Origin of the sequence: Secundilactobacillus yichangensis, from assembly GCF_016861565.1 — a bacterium.
In the GTDB taxonomy this organism is placed as follows: Bacteria; Bacillota; Bacilli; order Lactobacillales; family Lactobacillaceae; genus Secundilactobacillus; species Secundilactobacillus yichangensis.
In genome coordinates, this window is sequence record NZ_BOLK01000002.1 from 77381 (window position 1) to 95378 (window position 17998).

Sequence of the window (17998 nt, forward strand, 5' to 3'; positions counted from 1 at the left end):
ACTATTTCAAAATTTGGTTCAACTGCTGATACTGACTTAACATCCACTGCTTGTAGGTTAGATTATTTGGCAGCGTTTCAGTGACCTTCAAAACCGGAACGTGATTCTGCTTGGCCATTGCCACCAGATTATTAACCGTTTTACTATCAACTTGCTGATTGAAAACAAAGAACGCCACTCGCTGTTTCTTCAAGCCATTTTGCATTTGCCGAATCGATTTGGGTGACGGATCACTGCCATTTTCGATTGCTTCTTCAAAGCTATGGTTAGCCACTTTAAAACCTAGTGCCTGAATCGCATAGTCAAAAACTGGTTCGCTGACATAGACTTGTTTTTGTCCCCGCTTAGCACTGAGCTGTTTAATTTCAGTGATTTCATTGTTGATAGGTCTCAGCGATTGAATGTATCGGGCAGCATTTTTATCAAAATACGCTTTATTCCGAGGTTGTTTCTTACCAAATTGCTTGGCCAATGTTCGAGCTAAAGTCGGCATAGTTTGCGGTCGATACCACAGATGCGGATTATCACCGTTTTGTTTATTTAACAAATCATTGCCGACCCGAATGTAAGTCGCCTTCTTGCCCGTAACCAACCGGTCCATCCAACGATCATAACCGATACCATTAGCCACCACCACGTTGGCTTGGTGAACAGTCTTTGCAACCTTTGGAGTGGGTTCATAATCGTGAGGATCAGTTGCTGGTTGGTTAATTACCGAATGGACAGTTCCCTTATTTCCGACCACCGCACGGGCAACTTCACCGTAAAAATCCGTGCTAGTTACCACCTGAATTTTACCAGATGACGACTGCTTTGCGGCATGACCGCATCCACTTAATAATGTCCCAGCACCCACGACCGCAAACCATAATGCCACCAACGTCCTCATTCTCTTCATGCCAAACATATCATTGCCTCCAGCCCAAATAGTAATAATTACTCTTTAAACAATACAGGAAATTAGCTCATATGTAAATAGTAATTATTACCATTTTTCCTAGTTGTTTTGACCGCAACTATTTATGAAACGGTTTGACGCTTTATTGTTCGATTCAAAACGAGAATCAATAACAGTGAAATCAGCGAATAAATTGCCGCCCCAAAACTAATATCCCTTAACCCGATCACATCAAACATGATGGAAGCGGTCGCTGAACCTAATGAAATGCCGTAGTTGAAAAAGATTGAGCTCAATGACGATGCTAGCAGCAATGCTTGCGGATAATGATTTTCAGCAATTTCTAGAAAATAAACTTGAAGCGGTGCGCTGAGCAGTGTCACGATCATCGTCAGAATCATCAACGCACCTAGCCCCAACGCTTCATTATTGAGTGCTTCCGGTAGCAGCATCAGAATCACCAGATCAGCAACATAATATTTTGGCAGTCGTTTCAACCCGCCATGCTTGGCCAAGTGACCAGACCAGCGATTCGATACAATACTCATCAGACCAATCATAAATAGTAAGCTATTCAGGCTGCTTCTACTGAACCCTAGACCACTAGTGAGCAATGGCCGAATGTACGTGTAGTAGCCATACATTGTAGCTGCTGTAAACAGCGCCAATAAAATACCAATCTGAATTCGCCGATCCCGCAGTAATTTCAACTGAGCCCCAAAAGTACCAGTCACTTGTTTGACGTGTTTTGGCAGCAGCCAGACTAATAACCCATAAGCTGGCACCGTCAGCAATGACACCAATATGAAAGCGTCGCGCCAGCTATATTGACTGCTAATCATCGTTCCAATGGGCACCCCAAAAACTGACGCAATACTGTAGCCGGCAAAGACCCAGGCAACTAAACTGGCCCGCTTTTCTTTGGTAGCAATTACTGAGATAAACACCATCAACAGCGAAATAATGGCACCAGCAACGCTTGCCGCTATAACCCGTGAAACCAGCATCCAGCCATAGCTAGGGGCAATAGCGCTCAACGTATTACCAATGAGAAAAATACTGATCAGTACTAACAGCGTTTTATACCGATTATATTGACTGGTAAAAATGGTGATGACTGGCGTACTGATTGCATACACAACGGCGAATACCGTCACTAGATACCCAACTTGTGTTAGTGAAACGTGTAAATAATGCGCAATTTCCGACAAAATTCCAACCACCATAAATTCATTACAGCCTAATAAGAAAGTCACCCAAATAAAGGCTAAGGCTCTCAAACGCTCTTTATTCATTTCCAGCTCTCCTGTCGTAAACTGATGTTTGGACACCCGGTTTTAATCACAGGCAGTATAACTCAATTCTCAGGTGATTACTTAAATGGCATTTCCATGGCTAATTTTTTCACTTATACAGACAAGTCATTTGCAATCAGTGCTGATTTTTATCATAATTATGGTGTTCATAACTTTAGTAAAAAGGGGGATTATTATGTTTGATGCAAAAGTTGCACTTGGTACCTGGTCTTGGGGATCAGGTAAAAACGGCGGCGATCAGGTCTTTGGCAATCACCTGACGCAAACTGATTTGCAGGCCGTCGTCGATTCAGCAATGGCTAATGGCTTAAATCTTTGGGACACAGCTGCTGCTTACGGCGAAGGCTCCTCAGAAACGCTGCTGGGTAATTGTTTAAAGCCTTATAACCGCGATGAATATTTCCTATCCACTAAGTTCACACCAGTATTCGCTGGCTCAGGCGATGATGCCGTTGAACAAATGCTCGCTGGCAGTTTAAAGCGGTTGCATACTGATTATATTGACTTATATTGGATCCATAATTCAGACGATGTCGAAAAGTGGACACCAAAGCTGATTCCATTGGTTAAAAAAGGCGTCATCAAGCACGTTGGGGTTTCCAATCATAACCTTGCACAGGTTAAGCGTGCTAATGAGATTTTGAAGGCAGGCGGCGTTAAACTGGATGCCGTGCAAAATCACTACAGTTTACTCTATCGTCAATCAGAAAACACTGGGTTATTGGATTACTGTCATCAAAACGGTATCACCTTCTTCCCTTACATGGTTTTGGAACAAGGCGTGCTAACGGGTAAACACGATACTGCTCACCCATTTGAAGGCAACAGTGCCCGGGCAAGAACCTACAACCCAATGTTGCCAAGTCTAAACGAATTATTGGCAAAGCTGATTGAACTAGCCAATAATTACCACGTTGCTGTAGCTGACATTGCCACTGCTTGGGTCATTCAGAAGGGAACGACCCCAATCATTGGCGTCACCAAGCAGCATTACATTGCTGATACTAAGCACGCAATCTCACTCAGCCTGACGCCAGACGAAATGAAGGCGCTTGAAACTTTAGCTGATCAAGCACAAGTCAACACACGGGCAAGCTGGGAACAGAACATGAATAAGTAGTTTATAAGACAGCAAAAGGTCGGTCAATACCCATATTTGGGCGTTAGCCGACCTTTTTGATTTTATTTCAACTCTGCTTCAATTAGGTAATGGAGTTGTGTCTGAACTTGACTGAAAGCCTGTTTACTCAACTGTTGATGATTTTTGATCAACAGTGTATCGTTGATTGCCTTTTGAAAAATAGCAATGATCACCCGTCCTAATGACTGGCAAGCTTCGACTCCCAATGTTTTATTAACTTCACAGCTAGCCAAGCTTTGGCTCAGATTATCCTCCAATTGTTGCCAAGCTTGAGTGATTAAACTAACTTCTTCACTGGTTAGCAACAAACGTTCTCTAATAATGATCACGAACAATTCATAGATATCTTGAGCTTCAAATACTTTGCAGACTTGTTCAAAGACGGTCAATATGCCAGTTTCAAGCTCATCTTTGGTTGAAGCCTGACTAAAATCGATTTGAATACTGCCCAATTTCTCCAAACCGTTCTGTTTTAGAATACAGCCAAGAATCTCACGCTTCCCCTTTGGAAAATAATAGTACAGTAACCCCTTTGCAGCACCGCCCACCCGTTCAATAATTTCCCGGGTAGTTGTGCCGGTGTAACCTTGAGTAGCAAATAATGCCTTAGAAACAGTAATAAATTGACTCTTTGAAAATGTATTTTCCTTAGTCATACCCAATGCCTCTTTGATGGACTAAATCATTTAATGATTTGATTCTGAATTTATTTTTGCCTCAAGTCGCTTATTACCGCGATACAAGTCATAGATCGTCCAAACAAGTAACGCTAGAACAGCAGCAATCAAAACATAGGCAATCATATCAGCAGTGGCTAATTGTGACTTAGTTGCATGATCGCCGAAGAAACTTTCGATGGACCCAGGTAATCCCTTCATATTTAAGAAAGTTAAGGCAACCACAGAAATCCAGCCGAAAATTTTAACTAGTAAATTGTTCTTGAACCGTTCACCCATTTCCAACTTACTGTTGGTCATGATCAGCAATGGCAGCATTGAAAATGGTAGTGCGAAGGCTAAAAACACCTGAGAGTTGTTCATTAATGTATTCAGTGCTTCGTGTTGCTGCAACGGCGGTTTGCTCCCCGTCATGGCCACACAGATCAATACTGGAATCACCGAAATGAGCCGAGTCACTAACCGACGTAGCCACAGCGGCATCTTCATGTGGACGAAACCTTCCATGATCACTTGTCCGGTTAAGGTACCAGTAATCGTTGAATTTTGGCCTGAAGCCAACAAAGCAACAGCGAAAAGTACAGAGAGCACCCCTGACTTGGCAACGCTGATCAGCAAACCATTGCTTAACATTGAAGTATTGGACAGTGCCTGAAACAAACCGAAGAACGATGGGTCTTTGACAACCCCGCTCTTAAACACTGCCACACCCATAATCAGTAACAGCGAGTTCACAATAAAGGCAAACGACAGCTGAATGTTTGAATCCCAAGTGGTGAAACGCACGGTTCTTGCAACATCTTCCTCATCATCATGATTAACTTTTCGTGATTGAGAAATGGCTGAATGGAGGTACAAATTATGTGGCATCACTGTGGCACCAATAATTCCAAGTGCTCCAGAAATTGGCGTCATTCCTTGAACGTGAGGCTCGCTGGAAAAGGTCTGACCCGTTGGAATCAAGCCTTTAAAAACGCCCGCCCAGTTAGGATGAGACAAAGCCACTTCATAAACGAACACGAATAAGATCACCAAAATTAAGCAAACAACGATGGCTTCAATCTTTCGAAAACCGACTTTTGTCAGCAATAGCAGCAACAAGACATCAAACACGGTAATGAAAACTGCGTATACCAGCGGGATATGGAATAATAGATAAAGCGCTATCGCAGCCCCAATAACTTCCGCAATATCAGTTGCCATGATGGCCAACTCAGTCAAAAGCCAGAGCACTACCCCTAATGATTTACTAGTCCGTGCACGAATTGCCTGTGCCAGATCCATCTGACTCACGATGCCAAGTTTAGCTGCCATGTATTGTAATAACATCGCAATCAAACTTGACATTAAGATGACAGACATCAGTATGTACTGGAAATTTTGACCCCCGGTAATCGATGTTGACCAGTTACCAGGATCCATGTAACCAACCGCGACTAGTGCGCCAGGCCCAGAGTACATAAACAACGTTCGCCAGAATCCCTTTCCCTTTGGAACTTCAACGGTACCATTGATTTCTTCCAACGATTTACCGTTGGCATATTGAATCAAACGGTGCTTTTTGTTCGCGTCATCGTTCTTCACAGCATAACCCAACTTTCTTTAAATTTTATTCCTTTGGTATTGTACAATATTTCTATACTTAATCAAACTACTTATTTGATATACCTAACTTTTTTTGATGACATGAAAAAAATCCATCAGCGAATGAACGCTGATGGATCAATTTCACTAATTAATTTAATTAAAGGATGATCAAGGACTTAATTGCCTCACGTTTATCCATTGCTCGATAAGCTTCATTGATATCATCTAATTTAAAGGCTTTCGTAAACACTTTTCCTGGATGGATATCGCCATCTAGCACTGCCTTCAGTAACACCTGTTTATCGTAAGTGGTTACAGCGGCAATTCCACCAGCAATGATGGTGTTTTTGTAGAATGAATCGGTCATGTCCATTTTAGGTTCATGTGGCAACCCCACTCGGCCAACAGTGGCACCTGGCCGGCCAACCTTCATGGCAGTGTCATTAGACTGCTCAGTGCCGACACATTCCAAGACAGCATCCGCACCGGCATTATTCGTCAATGCCATCACCTTTGCTACGGCTTCATCGCCCCGTTCAGCGACAATGTCGGTGGCACCAAATTCAGTAGCCAGTTTCTGACGGTCTGCGTGCCGGCTCATCGCAATGATTCGTTTAGCACCGCGCATTTTAGCAGCGATCACACCACAGAGGCCCACGGCACCGTCACCGACAACCACCACGGTATCACCCGTTTTCACGTTAGCGACTCGTGCCGCATGATAACCGGTAGCCATGACATCCGCTAGGCTTAGCAGCGAGTTCAGCATGCCATCGGTGTAGTCACTTGGTTGACCAGGCACTTTGACCAGCGCCCAATCAGCATGCTGAAAACGGAAATACTCGGACTGAACCGCAGAACTAAAGTTATCGTCATGATTCTGACAGTCACCATCGAAGCCCGCTAAACAAGCCGCACAATGGCCGCAGCCGTGTGTAAATGGTGCAATCACAAAGTCACCTGGCTTAACCGTTGTAATGTCACTGCCGACAGAATCAACGATCCCAATGGCCTCGTGTCCTGAATTAGCAGAGTGAGCAGTCTTATCTTCCAACCCGCGATACGCCCACAAGTCGGAACCGCAGACACAGGTTCTAACAACTTTAATAATGGCATCATCGCTTGCCTGAATGGTTGGTTTATCAACGTTTTCAATCGCTACTTGACCAGCTTTTTCAAAAATCGTTGTTTTCATTGATGATATCCCCTTTCAAAGTATACTAAGATTGACTCCTAATTAAAAATCCATTAATAGTATATCAGTTAGAGTATGGGCTAAGTCAAGGCGTCCTTAGCGGTCGTTCAGACCAGAACGGTTGCCCCATAATAATGTTAAAATGAAAGTATCAATTAAAGAGGAGTTGGTATTTTGACAATTAAAAATAAAGTTGTGGTCATTACCGGTGCTTCTAGCGGTATCGGCCGTGCGACAGCTGAAAAGTTAGCGCAATCAGATGCTAAAGTTGTTATTGGTGCCCGTCGCGAAGACCGATTAAAGACAATTGCGGATGAATTTCCTGCTAACACGGTTTTGTATCAGCAAACAGACGTTACTGACCGCGATAGTGTTGCCAGTTTAGTTAAATTAGCAACCGATAACTTTCAACGGGTGGACGTTATCTACAACAATGCTGGGTTAATGCCCATTTCGAAAATGGCCGAATTAAAGGTTAATGAATGGGAGCGTATGATTGACGTTAACATCAAGGGCGTTCTGTACGGGATTGCAGCGGTGCTCCCCATCATGATCAAACAGCAAAGCGGCCAAATCATCACGACTGATTCAGTCGCCGGCCACGTTGTCCATCCGGGAACTGCTGTCTACGCGGGAACTAAGTATGCCATTCAAGCAATTATGGATGGCCTACGTCAGGAACAAGTCGGTAACCATATCAAAACGACAATGATCTCACCTGGTGCGGTGAATACCGAACTGTTCAGCACGATCAGTGATCCTAAGCAACGCGCACAAACCGAAAAGCAGGAAAAGGAAAACGGCTTGAACGCCGAAGATGTCGCCAATGCCGTTGCTTACGCCATCGATCAGCCAGCAGATGTGGCGATTAATGAAGTATTGCTACGTCCCTCTTCACAAATTATCTAAGATTTCTAGAACGATCAGTAGACGCCTGCATATTTAAAACAAAAAGAGCGGTAAATGCCTCCGTTATGGGAAAGGCGTTTATCGCTCTTTTATGATGCCGGGTGTAGTGGACCGTCATCTGTAATTGTAGTTGAGAATTGTATTTCGAAAGAAAGTACAACTATGAGTCTACTAAAAACCAATATTAAAAACAAGCCTTTTTTGTAAATTTGTTTAAAAAATGAGAAGGTTTCTTTAATATAAACAGTATTAGTTGCTACTATTGTGAGTTAACATACAAAAAAATTATTAAATAAAATCAATTAGTTTTTATAAAACGTCACATAGATTGTGAAGATAATATTCTAATGCAATACATTCCAACTGTTTGTATCTAAAACAAAATATTTTATAAATTATTAGTATCCTCAATTTCGTACTCCCCTCCGTCTTCTACACATAACTATAACTGTTAATTTAGCTTACTTGACTAACTTAATGGCCGTCCTTAACAGAAAGGCTGCTTATTGAAAATTACCGTTGTTAGTTATATCATAGAAGTTGATTTAAAAACAATGAAGGCGGTTACTAAACAATAATAACCGCGTCGTTTTTATATTGATAAATGGCGAAATTCAAAGCTTAAAGATTTGACTGGTGCAGTCCAGTTAGTCTAACAATCGATATGCTGATGCAATTGATCAGCTAAACAAAGGAGAATTATAATGGCAGAAGAAAACGAAAAAAGTAGCAAGCAAGACGCTTTAAATGTCAGCGAAGAATTTAAAAAGGTGCTTAATCAAGCATACGAGGAGAACAAGGACGCAATGGACTTGTTGAAGAGTCTATGACAGTAAGATATTTAACTAAAGATGAATTAATTGCCATTAATCAATACTTTATTAAACAAACCGGTAAGGGCTCCGCAGCAGTCGTTGATCAGGATGGCCTAAGTGCGATCGTTGAACAACCCCAAATGGTGTCATATGGTCACGAAGTCTACCGAACAATTTGGCTTAAGGCGGCGTGCTTACTGCAAAAGCTCACGAAGAGCCGGGTTTTTGCAGACGGTAATATTGGAACGGCCTATCTCAGTGCCGTGATATTTTTGAAACTCAACCACATTGAGTTTACGCTGTCAGCTTCAGATGCCAGAGATTTCATGTTTGACAGAATGTTTTCACCAGATAATAAAGATCAAATGATTTACATTGCACCAGCTTTTAAATTTTATAGTAAAAGCACAGAATAAGGATTACTCTTACCAACGAAGTGCCGCATACATAGTTAGCCAGAAATCTAGCTACGTATGCGGCGCTTTATTTTCTCTAAATTTCCACGATTCTTTCTTTGGATAATTCAACAAATGCTGGAATAATAAGGTAATACGCATCCTCAAATATACCTTTACGATACTCTACTTTCTCGCCTTTTCTAAATCTAGCGAAAATGCTCAGCACTTGATTATTTACAAAACTACGAGTCGTAGGTTGCAACCGTCAATTTCGTCACTACTGTAAATTTAATTCTCCCTTTAACTAATAAATCAATTAGAGTAATATAAATTCTATCAGGGGAGGAAAAACACATGAAAAATTATATTGTTGCTACACTCGCAATTACATTAGGACTGGCTAGTGGTGCTGGGATATCTACCACAACGGCACAGGCAGCCTCTTGGCATAAAGGTAATCCAAGCTGGTTAGTTAATAAAAAATATCACACTAAGCTTTTACCTAAATCTGAACAAACCGGTCCAAATCGACGGGAGACCATTATAGCTACAAAATCAAAAATAAAAGTCATCGGCTATCAATATGGTGACACCTTAAAAAATATGAAGTACAAAAAAGTTGGTAAATATTATTACATTAAAGGAAATAGCGACGCTACCTCATATGAAACTATTAAAGTTCGCCGTTACAGTTCTAGTAAAATTCATATTAACTTATATGGTTTAAAAGAATATATGTATCGGTATTAACCAATCAATCTAAATACGTTTCAGCTTTTCCGCGGATCTTCAATACCGTTCTTACACTAATAGTGTGACAAATATCTAATCATATTACCTTTGTAGGATCCACGTACCTGGTCTGGATTACGTATTACTCCATTTTCGAATCGATCAAACAGATCTTCACCATTGCTGGCGTAATCATTTGGTTTAACTAAAATCATGTCTTTTCCCCTCTTAATTTGATATTAACTAATACATAAATTAGCGGTATATTAAGAACGTCAGGGGGAGATCAATATGAAAAAATCTATCTTAGTTTCATTAGCATTTGGCGCAAGTCTATTAACTGGTCTGGGTACGGTGTCTACTACTGCTAACGCTTCAACGTGGCATAAGGGCATTCCGTCCGCATTAAGCGGAACATACACATTCCACCGTCATCATTCAGTACGTGGTAATGACTGGGTTGAGTTTCATAAATCAAGCTGGACAATGATACCGAATGGTACTAAGGCCAGCGTAACTAAGAATGCTAAATGGTCACACATTAACAAGTCTTATCGAATCAAAGGAACTATTTACGCCTATGGCCGTAAGTTCAATTCTGATACCGTCATCTATAAATCGGGAAATAAACTCAAGATTGCGGATTACTCACAATACAAGCACCACGGTTTCAAAGGCAATCACGATATTTGGTACAAAGGCAGGTCTTAAAGACCTGTTTTTATTTACCTTTAAATTACAATCATTTCTTTAACCCTGATATGCGAGTTTTAAACATCTGTTTGGCAGTCTTCATATGCGGCCTTTGTGACAATTCAGTATTCGAACCTGCTTCAATGAAGTGATCTCTACAATAAATGACGCAAATTTTTGGGCAAAAGAAAGACCCCATCAATTCGGCGATTGATGAGGTTCGTAAATGAAATAGATATTAAAACCTTAACCAAGTCACTCAAAACGTGCGAAATTGACCACAAGAAATTTCACTTTCATAGCTGTTGCCATGCTTCACTATGCGAGTATATGCGTACTTGATTGACGAACACAAAAGCCATTTTATAAAGTTTAAAATGGTTTATTTTTTTGGGGGGGAATTTATACTTCTGTGCAGAATGTGTGCAAAAATATTTAAAACTTTTTATAACGATGCCAAAAATAAAAGCTCCCCAAATCAAGTTTTAGAGAGCTAATACTATTTGTAAAACACCACATTTAAGGAGAGTACAGGTCTCCTCAATGAATTCCTGTATATGCTTTAGGATCAACGATTATAGCTAATTTTAACACTATTATTTTGAGCTTGCTTAGCTCTTAGCTTAGTAAAACCCTTTTTAGGCGTATTTTCTTTTACCACTCATTTTTGAGTGGTTTTTCTTTACTTAGATAAAATTTTATAAAATAAAATAACGTATCTATATTTGTTAGAGAGGAGGAAAACATATGTCTATACTAGCCTATTATCCCACAGACGATAGCATGGACGTTTGGCTTGATGGTGAGATTGTCCACCTCACACACGAGAACTTGATGGAGTACGAGGAAATCATCCGAGACTGTTGCCTATAATATATTAGAAAGCCACTCAACTTAATTAGCTGGGTGGCTTTTTAATTGGTTCAGTTTTAATTGACTACCATGTATTCTTCATTTAGCCTCTCTATCAGCCAATCAGCGTGTTGCTGATCCCTTAATTCGATGATTGTCATTCGCATAACAATTTCGCCAGCCCAATGATCATGGGCACGTTCTTCTTTATCAAGTTCAACCGAGCCAACTTTCCATACCCATTCTGGGACTGAACTCACTGGGATATCTAGCAATCTTTGAGGGTTATCAATTGTCTCTTGGCTGACCGCATGGATTTCAATCCTATATTTTTTCTTACTGGGTGGCAGGGATAGATTAGGCGTTTCACAGTGAACAGCGGTGATAGTCATCAAATAGTACATATAGTATCCTTTCGTGGTTGAGTGCGACTAGAACTATATGAATATAACACGTGTAATGTTTGGCTACTAACAACAGCACTCGAAATGGATTGAATTTAGATTTCCTTAATAAATAAGCCACCAATAAGGTGACTTACTCCAGTGGACTTTTAGTTTTCTGTATGACTGTTTGCTTAACCGGCCAGACTTCACCAGCAAAGCCAGTGTAGTGAATGCTGAGCTGTGTGTGCTTCTTTAACTCGTCTACAACCTGCTCGAGAAACTCCAGTCGGTAATCAGTGAGCGAGTGCAGCGGTGTGGACTTCAATCGCATACCGGCATGCTGGCTCTCAAAGAAAAAGTTGTACGTCTTGTCGTAGATATCGTTAGATATGCTGATATTGTATCGTGTGCGGCTCATTCGTTTAAAGAGTGGCTCAATACGGCTATAGATCAGGTCAGCTTCCTTAGCTGGTGTCACCCTCATCACCTCGTCAAATATTATAACATAATATGCGAACACACGTTTGCAGTAATTTTAAAAATTTATGTTATTTGTTTTGACAGAAATAAAAAGAATATGTACACTGTATTTGATAGATGACAGCGTGCATATTCTCTGGGTGGCTAACTACAATTTGTAGCTAGCTTTTTTAGTATGAAGCATTAACAAGGTCTAACACCTTATCTAATACCTCTTGCGGGCAACGTTCAATAAACTCTACTTTACGCGCCTGTGGGTCAATAGACCTTTCCTGCTCAGTCAAAACTTGCCCATAAGTTTGCAAACCTGCGGGAAGCATTACATGGAGTGGAAAGTCTGTGCCATGACTTGTGATTGCTACAACCTTCACCATTCGGGTAAACCGATTATAAGAATCACTTGAAACGACTAATGCTGGACGCTGGCCACGTTGTTCATGGCCTTCAGTGCCATCGAAGCTAACGGTGATAATATCACCTTGGCGTAATTGCATAGCAATTACCTCCTAGAAATTGAATTTATGCTACCTCCAAGTGGAACCATAAGGTTCTCCGGTCAAGAGATAGCATGGTGCCTAGAAGATAATTACCATACCTCATGCCCTACAGGAGCGCCCCAGTTTACTTCATGTGAGCCTGGATGTTCCTTAAAATATTTTTCAGTGTCAAAGCCTTCAAAAAGTTTATCCATTTTTGACTCATTTGAGATTTTCTTTATAATGAGCCGATCGCCATCTACATCAACATCGATGCTTTGGTTAACCGGTTGATGAATCCCAATCTGTGCCAATAATTTTTTTGAAATCATAACACCTTGCGAGTTACCCCACTTTTTGATTGTAGTTTTCATATATCCGGTTCACCTACCTTCCTTTCACCCATTAGCATACTTATACCTCCTTGATTACACACAGTATTATTTCTAATACCACACTAAGAGTATAGCATATGTTTAAACATGTTACAACGTATCATCTAATCTTTATCACCAGCTACATCAAATGGTAGGTAGACAATTTTTCTCTCTCAATAATTCTATCTTGTTCCAATTAAACAACAACCATATATTGTGTACAATTTGATATATTCACTTTAAATGTCACTTTCGCACACAAAAAAAGCCGCCCACCCATTAACGGTAGACGGCTTTATTATCGAGATTACTTATTTTGTTTTGTGTTACTTTACATATGAATTGATTAACTTGTTACCACTGATGTACGTACCATCAGCTAGTTGCAATCGTGTGACGCTTCCAACTTTGACCACTTTGGCAACATCAAACAATGTTCCAGCGTGTAAACTGGCAACTAGATACTTATGGTCGAACTTCTTAGACTTGTATTTGTTTGTGCCACGTACTGATTTGACCCGCTTGACATGGTTCTTAGCCGTCGTGTAGTACAAGTTGTTGACGTAAGCTGTGTTAGCTGTGATATAAAGCCCGTTAGTCAGCTGGAAAACAGCATGCTTAGAAGTCTTGGCCTTTACCAGTGACTTGACGTGCAATTTAGTCTTGGCTGAGTAGTGTTTGACCACACCTTTGCCATGACCAACTTCAGCTGCTGTCTTGTAAGCTGCCACGGTATAACGTGGATAGATCCAAACTGGGTTCCAGTCGAAATACTCGTGTAGATTCTTCGGCTTGCTACTCGTGGCTCCCTTAGTATAGAAGTCCGAGTAAGCTACCGACACATCAAAGCGTGATGAACTGCCAGCGAAGTGAGCGCCAGACGTCCATTGCCAGGCGTTATATGAGGCGTATAGCTTCATACCTGACGGATTGTATGGATAATTGGCAATCCAGCCTGCCCGACCAGCGTTGTTGATGGACACTGAATTAGTCCAGCTCCCCATGGTATATAGGTCGTAGCGGTAACCGGCAGCCTTAACAATCTTGGCGAATGCCTTAGTCGTAGCACCATTTTGTGACCAGCCTCGATTGTAACTTTCGAAGTCGCAGACCAGCACGGCACCCTTAGGTACACCAGCGAACTTAGCACATTTAACTGCAAAGTAAGCTTCTGCTCTGGCACCAGATACCGTTGTAAAGCGGGCAAAGTGATAACCGTGGATCTTTAAACCAACTGACTTAGCACGAGCCAAGTTAGTTTTTGCTGTTGAATCGTAGTAGTACGTTCCCTCACTAACCTTGCTGATGATAGCTCTGACACCCTTAGACTTCATAGCTCTAAAGGTGGTTGTGCTGATATAGCCGTTGTTATTGGATATATCGACAATGTCATATCTAGGCATCCTTGTCACCACCCTGTGCTTGTTCCTTTTCGTCCAGAATCTTTTGAGCAGAGGCAATAGCGTTGCGTAGCTTGGTCAGACTGTCTTGTTCAGGGTCTGCAGAAGCTTCAACTTTAACTGGCTCTGCAACTGCCTCTTTGAACTCTACGTTAGGTTCAGACACAGTTTCAACAGCTTTTTGTGATTCTTTGTCAGCAGCAGATAGACCGTCATTAAACTCCGATTGCTTAGTTTGAGCCTTAGTATCAAGGGATGTAAAGTATTGATAGGCTTTTTCAATCGCCATATCAATCTCTTTAGCATCCACTGACTTGATACCTTTTGTTGCAAGCTGTTCCGAAATGGTTTGCAGTGCTTGGTCATGCTTAACACCAGATGGTAAGTCATATTGAGTGGCTAGCTTGGCGACGGTGCCTTCTGCCAGCTTATCCAACACGTCATAGATGTTGGAAACCTTTTTAGTTTTAGCAGACTTATGACCTTGATTGATCAGTGGAATAACCACAGCAGTTAAGATAGCCATCAGAATGGTTTGCAAGGCACCACTATCACTTAATACTTGAAGTGCATTTTGCATGCTCACACCCCCTATTCAGCGTCTTTGACAGCACTGTTGATGTCTGATACCACTTTGTCAGTGTCTTCGGTATCGTCTGACTTAACCACTACTGGTGCTGCAGGAGCATCACTTGATACGGGTGCTGGTTCGTCAGTAGTAGCCGTTTCATTGGCACCAGCAATGTCAATATCATTAAAGAAATCGAGTTCGGCTTGCACGCCAGCTCTTAACTTGGCAGGTACATCATCAATTGACGCCTTGCCATTTAAGATCAGCGCTGAAAATAGCACATTTGTTGGGTTGTTTAATTTAGCCATGTTTTCCATTCTCCTTATTTGTTTTAGCTTTTTCATTTTGCAAAACCTGACGCAGTTCAGCCAGTTCGTCCTCGGCTTCCGTGCGTCGCTTGCGTTCTTCCTCGGCAACGTTTTTCCAGTAATTAATCTCTTGAAAACGCTCCTCACGGTCTGACTTGCGCTTGCCAAGTAGATAAGTAAGGTAGGCTGCTAGCGTTGCTGGGATGATGGCAATAATAGGGTTGAGTTGAAGCAAGATGTGTCCCCATTCGGGTACCATCACTGGCTGTCACTCCGTCTTGCCAGAATCATGATGACCGCGGTCAGCGCAGCGTTACTGATCCATGGCATGTCGATTCCCAGCACAATCCAGTGCATGAATTGATACAGTGTTAGTACACACATCAAGAAAGATGAAGCAATCAGCACAGCGTGGTCTAGCCGTACTGACCGTTCTTCATCAACCACCCAGAACAGCATGACCGCACCGACGAGCACGAACAGAGCGCCAACGATGTCATCGTTAGCTATTCCATCAATGACAGGTGGCCACTGGAAATACTGATCATGGTCAATGAGGTGCACACCGATTCCCAGCTCCACTAAGCCAATCACCGTGTGAAACGGATTGTTCTTCATACAAGAAAAAATTCGATACATCGTCTACTCACCATCCTTCCTATATCAGAAGCCCAATTAGAAAGGCACCAATTAAGCAGCCGGCGTAGTAGAGGCAGTGGTAGAATCGGCGCTGTCGTCGTTTTTTAGGATACCGGCAACATCATCACGCAAAACTTCGGGGACTTCGTCAAGTGTCCGACCGCCGTCAAGCACGTTAGCAGCATACAGCATGGTTAAAGCAGAAAACTTTTTATTTAAAGTCATAATAATTTACCTCTTTCTTATTTTTGATCTAGGATTTTTTGGACTTCGGGACGAATAACAGCCGGTACCTGTTCAATCTTACGGTCACCGGCTTTGACTGAGTTAGCATACAATGTGGCTAGTGCGTTCACTTAGCATCACCTCCTGCAGGAGCAGTTGTACTGTCAGTAGCAGGTTTAGCAGTCGTCGCCGTATTGTCAGCCGGTGCAGTGGACAGTAACTGGTCAGACAGTTCCAGAATGGCTTCGTTGGTAAGGTCACTGTCTTGCTGATAAGTGGTCTGCAGAGTCGTGATAGTTTTGTTGGCTTTAGTCAGCGAGTCGTTTAAGTTCTTGATGGTATCAAGCGCTGTTGCCAGCTGATTATTGACATCTTCAATAGTTGCGGCATCAGCACCACCACGGATAACGGTACCGTCATCGTTTATTTGATAGTGCATGAAGTTCTGCTTAAAGTCGTTGTCGTTAGCTGTAGCGATCGTGACTTGCAACCACTGCTTTGGATCGTCGCTGTCAGCTAACTTGGTTGCTAGTTTGGTGCCGAATTTATCGGCATCACGTTGTACATAGAATTGACTCATTATGTTACCTCCTTAAATTTGAGTATTAAAAAGGCACTCAAACGGTTTGTCGAGTGCTAATAAGCAGTTATTGAATCAATCATCACAAGGCCAACGGTCAAAAGGCTAGAACCATCGAAGTATTGATAAATCACTGTGGAATTATCAAGCCGCTGCGATGAATCGAAATTTCCCTGCGTATAAAACTTCAGGTGTGTGTCATCTACCGCCTGAACATAAATGGTTTGTGATTCGCCAGAGGCTATTTTTATTGTCGCTCTGGACTTGATCTGAGCGACTGTAAGTTTGACAGACTGAACTGAACCATAGTCGCTAGATGCGGCTAGAGAAAACGAAGAACTGCTGTTGCTATATAGCTTCCCTACTAATACAGATTTTGAGACATTAACTGAAACACCATTCTTAAAGTTTTTTAGTGGGTGGTTAAGTGATATAGTCTGCCCAATTGATAGCCTGCCTTCTGCCGGCACGTTAACATTTTCTCCATCTTTTAAATCAGAAAGACTGTTAACGAATGCCTTCGGTCCTGTCCATACTGGCGTACCCACTGAAAGCATTGAACTATAAATTTTCTTCCCTTTGTACCATAGGCTACCGATTTTTTGCCCCTTATACATTAGGTTGGTCAGTTTATGTCCATTCATAAAAATCGCCATATTAACAGCCCCCCATCTGTGTGATGAGAGGCTGTTCAAGCTCGAAGCGGTTTAGGCGAGGGCTACGTGCCCCCCCCATTGTAAATGCCGTCATATCAACGTTTGACATAGTATACCTCCTAATAAGCGACTACTTTTGAAATGATCAACCATTGGTTTGTACTAATTTGTAAGTTTCCCAAATTCGTTGAATTTAAAAATTTTTGACCATCATTGATTGCCTGAAATTGTAGTATTGTATCATTTATCATCTTGACATTAACTTGCCATCTGCCAACATCAGTTGACTGGAAAGGCAACCACTTTGCACTCAGTAAATCAACCTTAGAAAATTTAACCGAAGGCTTATAGCCATCTGGCGCTTTCCAATTGGTTTCATATCTGCTTCCATCACTGATCACAGCACTTGAACTGACATTAATGGTTAACCCATTTTCTAATTTAGAAATAGGCTTTGCTAATGTTAAGGTGCTGTCAGCTTTGATGAATGAAGCCGTTTTAAAGTTGGTTTCCACACCATGTTCTATGCTAGAAATGAAAGCCTTGTTTTCAGACCAAAGAACAATTCCAGGTGATACGTGGTAGCCATAAATTTTCTGGCCTTTTAAATAAATTGAACCAACTGTCTGACCTTTGTATGCCAAGTTATTAAGCTTATTGCCTTTATACATGATTGCCATAGTTTAT

The 17998-nt window shown here is 41.6% G+C and carries 25 protein-coding genes; 6 read left to right on the plus strand and 19 right to left on the minus strand.

Annotated elements, in window-relative coordinates:
- Position 1: 1 nt before the first annotated feature.
- Together JUE95_RS02145 and JUE95_RS02150 are read right to left on the minus strand one after the other, a co-directional pair.
- On the minus strand, positions 2 to 898 hold the full coding sequence (locus JUE95_RS02145) for a metal ABC transporter solute-binding protein (RefSeq protein WP_203649130.1): 897 nt from the start codon (positions 896 to 898) through the stop codon (positions 2 to 4).
- Positions 899 to 1020: 122 nt separating this feature from the next.
- A complete protein-coding gene (locus tag JUE95_RS02150; protein WP_203648848.1) occupies positions 1021 to 2193 on the minus strand; it encodes an MFS transporter in 1173 nt (390 codons plus the stop codon).
- Positions 2194 to 2389: 196 nt separating this feature from the next.
- Between JUE95_RS02150 and JUE95_RS02155 the strand changes: the two genes are divergently transcribed.
- Positions 2390 to 3334, plus strand: coding sequence for an aldo/keto reductase (locus JUE95_RS02155; protein ID WP_203648850.1), 945 nt, complete (start codon positions 2390 to 2392; stop codon positions 3332 to 3334).
- A 62-nt stretch (positions 3335 to 3396) separates the two neighbouring features.
- On the opposite strand, the gene JUE95_RS02160 is transcribed toward JUE95_RS02155, so the two are convergent.
- From JUE95_RS02160 to JUE95_RS02170, 3 genes are all read right to left on the minus strand, one after another.
- The gene (locus JUE95_RS02160; protein ID WP_203648851.1) at positions 3397 to 4011 is read right to left on the minus strand and encodes a TetR/AcrR family transcriptional regulator; all 615 of its coding nucleotides are present in this window, start codon (positions 4009 to 4011) and stop codon (positions 3397 to 3399) included.
- A gap of 30 nt (positions 4012 to 4041) precedes the next feature.
- Positions 4042 to 5616 (minus strand): Nramp family divalent metal transporter, encoded by a 1575-nt coding sequence (locus tag JUE95_RS02165; protein ID WP_203648853.1) that lies wholly within the window; start codon positions 5614 to 5616, stop codon positions 4042 to 4044.
- A gap of 160 nt (positions 5617 to 5776) precedes the next feature.
- Positions 5777 to 6814, minus strand: coding sequence for a zinc-binding dehydrogenase (locus JUE95_RS02170; RefSeq protein ID WP_203648854.1), 1038 nt, complete (start codon positions 6812 to 6814; stop codon positions 5777 to 5779).
- Positions 6815 to 6988: 174 nt separating this feature from the next.
- Between JUE95_RS02170 and JUE95_RS02175 the strand changes: the two genes are divergently transcribed.
- The 5 genes from JUE95_RS02175 (at position 6989) to JUE95_RS02190 (ending at position 10379) form a co-directional block, all read left to right on the plus strand.
- Positions 6989 to 7723 carry an SDR family oxidoreductase gene (locus JUE95_RS02175; RefSeq protein WP_203648855.1) on the plus strand — a complete coding sequence of 245 codons (735 nt, stop codon included), beginning with the start codon at positions 6989 to 6991 and terminating at the stop codon, positions 7721 to 7723.
- Positions 7724 to 8427: 704 nt separating this feature from the next.
- Positions 8428 to 8553, plus strand: a complete 126-nt coding sequence (locus JUE95_RS12800) for a hypothetical protein (protein WP_268920900.1) — start codon at positions 8428 to 8430, stop codon at positions 8551 to 8553.
- Positions 8550 to 8954 carry a type II toxin-antitoxin system death-on-curing family toxin gene (locus tag JUE95_RS02180; RefSeq protein WP_203648856.1) on the plus strand — a complete coding sequence of 135 codons (405 nt, stop codon included), beginning with the start codon at positions 8550 to 8552 and terminating at the stop codon, positions 8952 to 8954. Before JUE95_RS12800 ends, JUE95_RS02180 begins: the two co-directional genes overlap by 4 nt.
- Before the next feature lie 336 nt (positions 8955 to 9290).
- Positions 9291 to 9686: a hypothetical protein gene (locus JUE95_RS02185; protein ID WP_203648857.1), complete on the plus strand. Its 396-nt coding sequence runs from the start codon at positions 9291 to 9293 to the stop codon at positions 9684 to 9686.
- A 273-nt stretch (positions 9687 to 9959) separates the two neighbouring features.
- Entirely contained in the window at positions 9960 to 10379 is a 420-nt protein-coding gene (locus tag JUE95_RS02190) for a hypothetical protein (RefSeq protein WP_203648858.1), read from the plus strand.
- A 911-nt stretch (positions 10380 to 11290) separates the two neighbouring features.
- On the opposite strand, the gene JUE95_RS02195 is transcribed toward JUE95_RS02190, so the two are convergent.
- From JUE95_RS02195 to JUE95_RS02255, 14 genes are all read right to left on the minus strand, one after another.
- Positions 11291 to 11617 carry a hypothetical protein gene (locus JUE95_RS02195; RefSeq protein WP_203648859.1) on the minus strand — a complete coding sequence of 109 codons (327 nt, stop codon included), beginning with the start codon at positions 11615 to 11617 and terminating at the stop codon, positions 11291 to 11293.
- A 133-nt stretch (positions 11618 to 11750) separates the two neighbouring features.
- Entirely contained in the window at positions 11751 to 12083 is a 333-nt protein-coding gene (locus tag JUE95_RS02200) for an acetyl-CoA carboxylase (RefSeq protein ID WP_203648861.1), read from the minus strand.
- Positions 12084 to 12249: 166 nt separating this feature from the next.
- Positions 12250 to 12573, minus strand: a complete 324-nt coding sequence (locus JUE95_RS02205) for a type II toxin-antitoxin system PemK/MazF family toxin (RefSeq protein WP_203648862.1) — start codon at positions 12571 to 12573, stop codon at positions 12250 to 12252.
- A gap of 92 nt (positions 12574 to 12665) precedes the next feature.
- Complete coding sequence (locus tag JUE95_RS02210) at positions 12666 to 12929, minus strand: AbrB/MazE/SpoVT family DNA-binding domain-containing protein (protein ID WP_203648863.1); 264 nt, start codon at positions 12927 to 12929, stop codon at positions 12666 to 12668.
- Positions 12930 to 13258: 329 nt separating this feature from the next.
- On the minus strand, positions 13259 to 14335 hold the full coding sequence (locus JUE95_RS02215) for a GH25 family lysozyme (RefSeq protein WP_203648864.1): 1077 nt from the start codon (positions 14333 to 14335) through the stop codon (positions 13259 to 13261).
- Positions 14328 to 14912, minus strand: a complete 585-nt coding sequence (locus tag JUE95_RS02220) for a phage holin, LLH family (protein ID WP_203648865.1) — start codon at positions 14910 to 14912, stop codon at positions 14328 to 14330. The genes JUE95_RS02215 and JUE95_RS02220 overlap by 8 nt, the downstream gene beginning before the upstream one ends.
- Before the next feature lie 11 nt (positions 14913 to 14923).
- The gene (locus tag JUE95_RS02225) at positions 14924 to 15211 is read right to left on the minus strand and encodes a hypothetical protein (protein ID WP_203648866.1); all 288 of its coding nucleotides are present in this window, start codon (positions 15209 to 15211) and stop codon (positions 14924 to 14926) included.
- A complete protein-coding gene (locus tag JUE95_RS02230) occupies positions 15204 to 15473 on the minus strand; it encodes a hypothetical protein (protein ID WP_203648867.1) in 270 nt (89 codons plus the stop codon). The genes JUE95_RS02225 and JUE95_RS02230 overlap by 8 nt, the downstream gene beginning before the upstream one ends.
- On the minus strand, positions 15470 to 15850 hold the full coding sequence (locus JUE95_RS02235) for a hypothetical protein (protein WP_203648869.1): 381 nt from the start codon (positions 15848 to 15850) through the stop codon (positions 15470 to 15472). The genes JUE95_RS02230 and JUE95_RS02235 overlap by 4 nt, the downstream gene beginning before the upstream one ends.
- Positions 15851 to 15901: 51 nt before the next feature.
- Entirely contained in the window at positions 15902 to 16075 is a 174-nt protein-coding gene (locus JUE95_RS02240; protein WP_203648871.1) for a CD1375 family protein, read from the minus strand.
- A 17-nt stretch (positions 16076 to 16092) separates the two neighbouring features.
- The gene (locus JUE95_RS12805) at positions 16093 to 16206 is read right to left on the minus strand and encodes a CD1375 family protein (protein ID WP_268920901.1); all 114 of its coding nucleotides are present in this window, start codon (positions 16204 to 16206) and stop codon (positions 16093 to 16095) included.
- The gene (locus JUE95_RS02245; protein WP_203648873.1) at positions 16203 to 16655 is read right to left on the minus strand and encodes a hypothetical protein; all 453 of its coding nucleotides are present in this window, start codon (positions 16653 to 16655) and stop codon (positions 16203 to 16205) included. The genes JUE95_RS12805 and JUE95_RS02245 overlap by 4 nt, the downstream gene beginning before the upstream one ends.
- Positions 16656 to 16711: 56 nt before the next feature.
- Positions 16712 to 17311, minus strand: coding sequence for a hypothetical protein (locus tag JUE95_RS02250; protein ID WP_203648875.1), 600 nt, complete (start codon positions 17309 to 17311; stop codon positions 16712 to 16714).
- A gap of 119 nt (positions 17312 to 17430) precedes the next feature.
- Positions 17431 to 17991 carry a hypothetical protein gene (locus JUE95_RS02255; protein ID WP_203648877.1) on the minus strand — a complete coding sequence of 187 codons (561 nt, stop codon included), beginning with the start codon at positions 17989 to 17991 and terminating at the stop codon, positions 17431 to 17433.
- Positions 17992 to 17998 lie beyond the last annotated feature (7 nt).

Coding starts and splice junctions, on each gene's coding strand:
- JUE95_RS02145 (WP_203649130.1), bottom strand. CDS start 898: ATGAAGAGAATGAGGACGTTGGTGGCATTATGGTTTGCGGTCGTGGGT.
- JUE95_RS02150 (WP_203648848.1), bottom strand. CDS start 2,193: ATGAATAAAGAGCGTTTGAGAGCCTTAGCCTTTATTTGGGTGACTTTC.
- JUE95_RS02155 (WP_203648850.1), top strand. CDS start 2,390: ATGTTTGATGCAAAAGTTGCACTTGGTACCTGGTCTTGGGGATCAGGT.
- JUE95_RS02160 (WP_203648851.1), bottom strand. CDS start 4,011: ATGACTAAGGAAAATACATTTTCAAAGAGTCAATTTATTACTGTTTCT.
- JUE95_RS02170 (WP_203648854.1), bottom strand. CDS start 6,814: ATGAAAACAACGATTTTTGAAAAAGCTGGTCAAGTAGCGATTGAAAAC.
- JUE95_RS12800 (WP_268920900.1), top strand. CDS start 8,428: ATGGCAGAAGAAAACGAAAAAAGTAGCAAGCAAGACGCTTTAAATGTC.
- JUE95_RS02180 (WP_203648856.1), top strand. CDS start 8,550: ATGACAGTAAGATATTTAACTAAAGATGAATTAATTGCCATTAATCAA.
- JUE95_RS02185 (WP_203648857.1), top strand. CDS start 9,291: ATGAAAAATTATATTGTTGCTACACTCGCAATTACATTAGGACTGGCT.
- JUE95_RS02190 (WP_203648858.1), top strand. CDS start 9,960: ATGAAAAAATCTATCTTAGTTTCATTAGCATTTGGCGCAAGTCTATTA.
- JUE95_RS02195 (WP_203648859.1), bottom strand. CDS start 11,617: ATGTACTATTTGATGACTATCACCGCTGTTCACTGTGAAACGCCTAAT.
- JUE95_RS02200 (WP_203648861.1), bottom strand. CDS start 12,083: ATGAGGGTGACACCAGCTAAGGAAGCTGACCTGATCTATAGCCGTATT.
- JUE95_RS02205 (WP_203648862.1), bottom strand. CDS start 12,573: ATGCAATTACGCCAAGGTGATATTATCACCGTTAGCTTCGATGGCACT.
- JUE95_RS02210 (WP_203648863.1), bottom strand. CDS start 12,929: ATGAAAACTACAATCAAAAAGTGGGGTAACTCGCAAGGTGTTATGATT.
- JUE95_RS02215 (WP_203648864.1), bottom strand. CDS start 14,335: ATGCCTAGATATGACATTGTCGATATATCCAATAACAACGGCTATATC.
- JUE95_RS02220 (WP_203648865.1), bottom strand. CDS start 14,912: ATGCAAAATGCACTTCAAGTATTAAGTGATAGTGGTGCCTTGCAAACC.
- JUE95_RS02225 (WP_203648866.1), bottom strand. CDS start 15,211: ATGGCTAAATTAAACAACCCAACAAATGTGCTATTTTCAGCGCTGATC.
- JUE95_RS02235 (WP_203648869.1), bottom strand. CDS start 15,850: ATGTATCGAATTTTTTCTTGTATGAAGAACAATCCGTTTCACACGGTG.
- JUE95_RS02240 (WP_203648871.1), bottom strand. CDS start 16,075: ATGACTTTAAATAAAAAGTTTTCTGCTTTAACCATGCTGTATGCTGCT.
- JUE95_RS02245 (WP_203648873.1), bottom strand. CDS start 16,655: ATGAGTCAATTCTATGTACAACGTGATGCCGATAAATTCGGCACCAAA.
- JUE95_RS02250 (WP_203648875.1), bottom strand. CDS start 17,311: ATGGCGATTTTTATGAATGGACATAAACTGACCAACCTAATGTATAAG.
- JUE95_RS02255 (WP_203648877.1), bottom strand. CDS start 17,991: ATGGCAATCATGTATAAAGGCAATAAGCTTAATAACTTGGCATACAAA.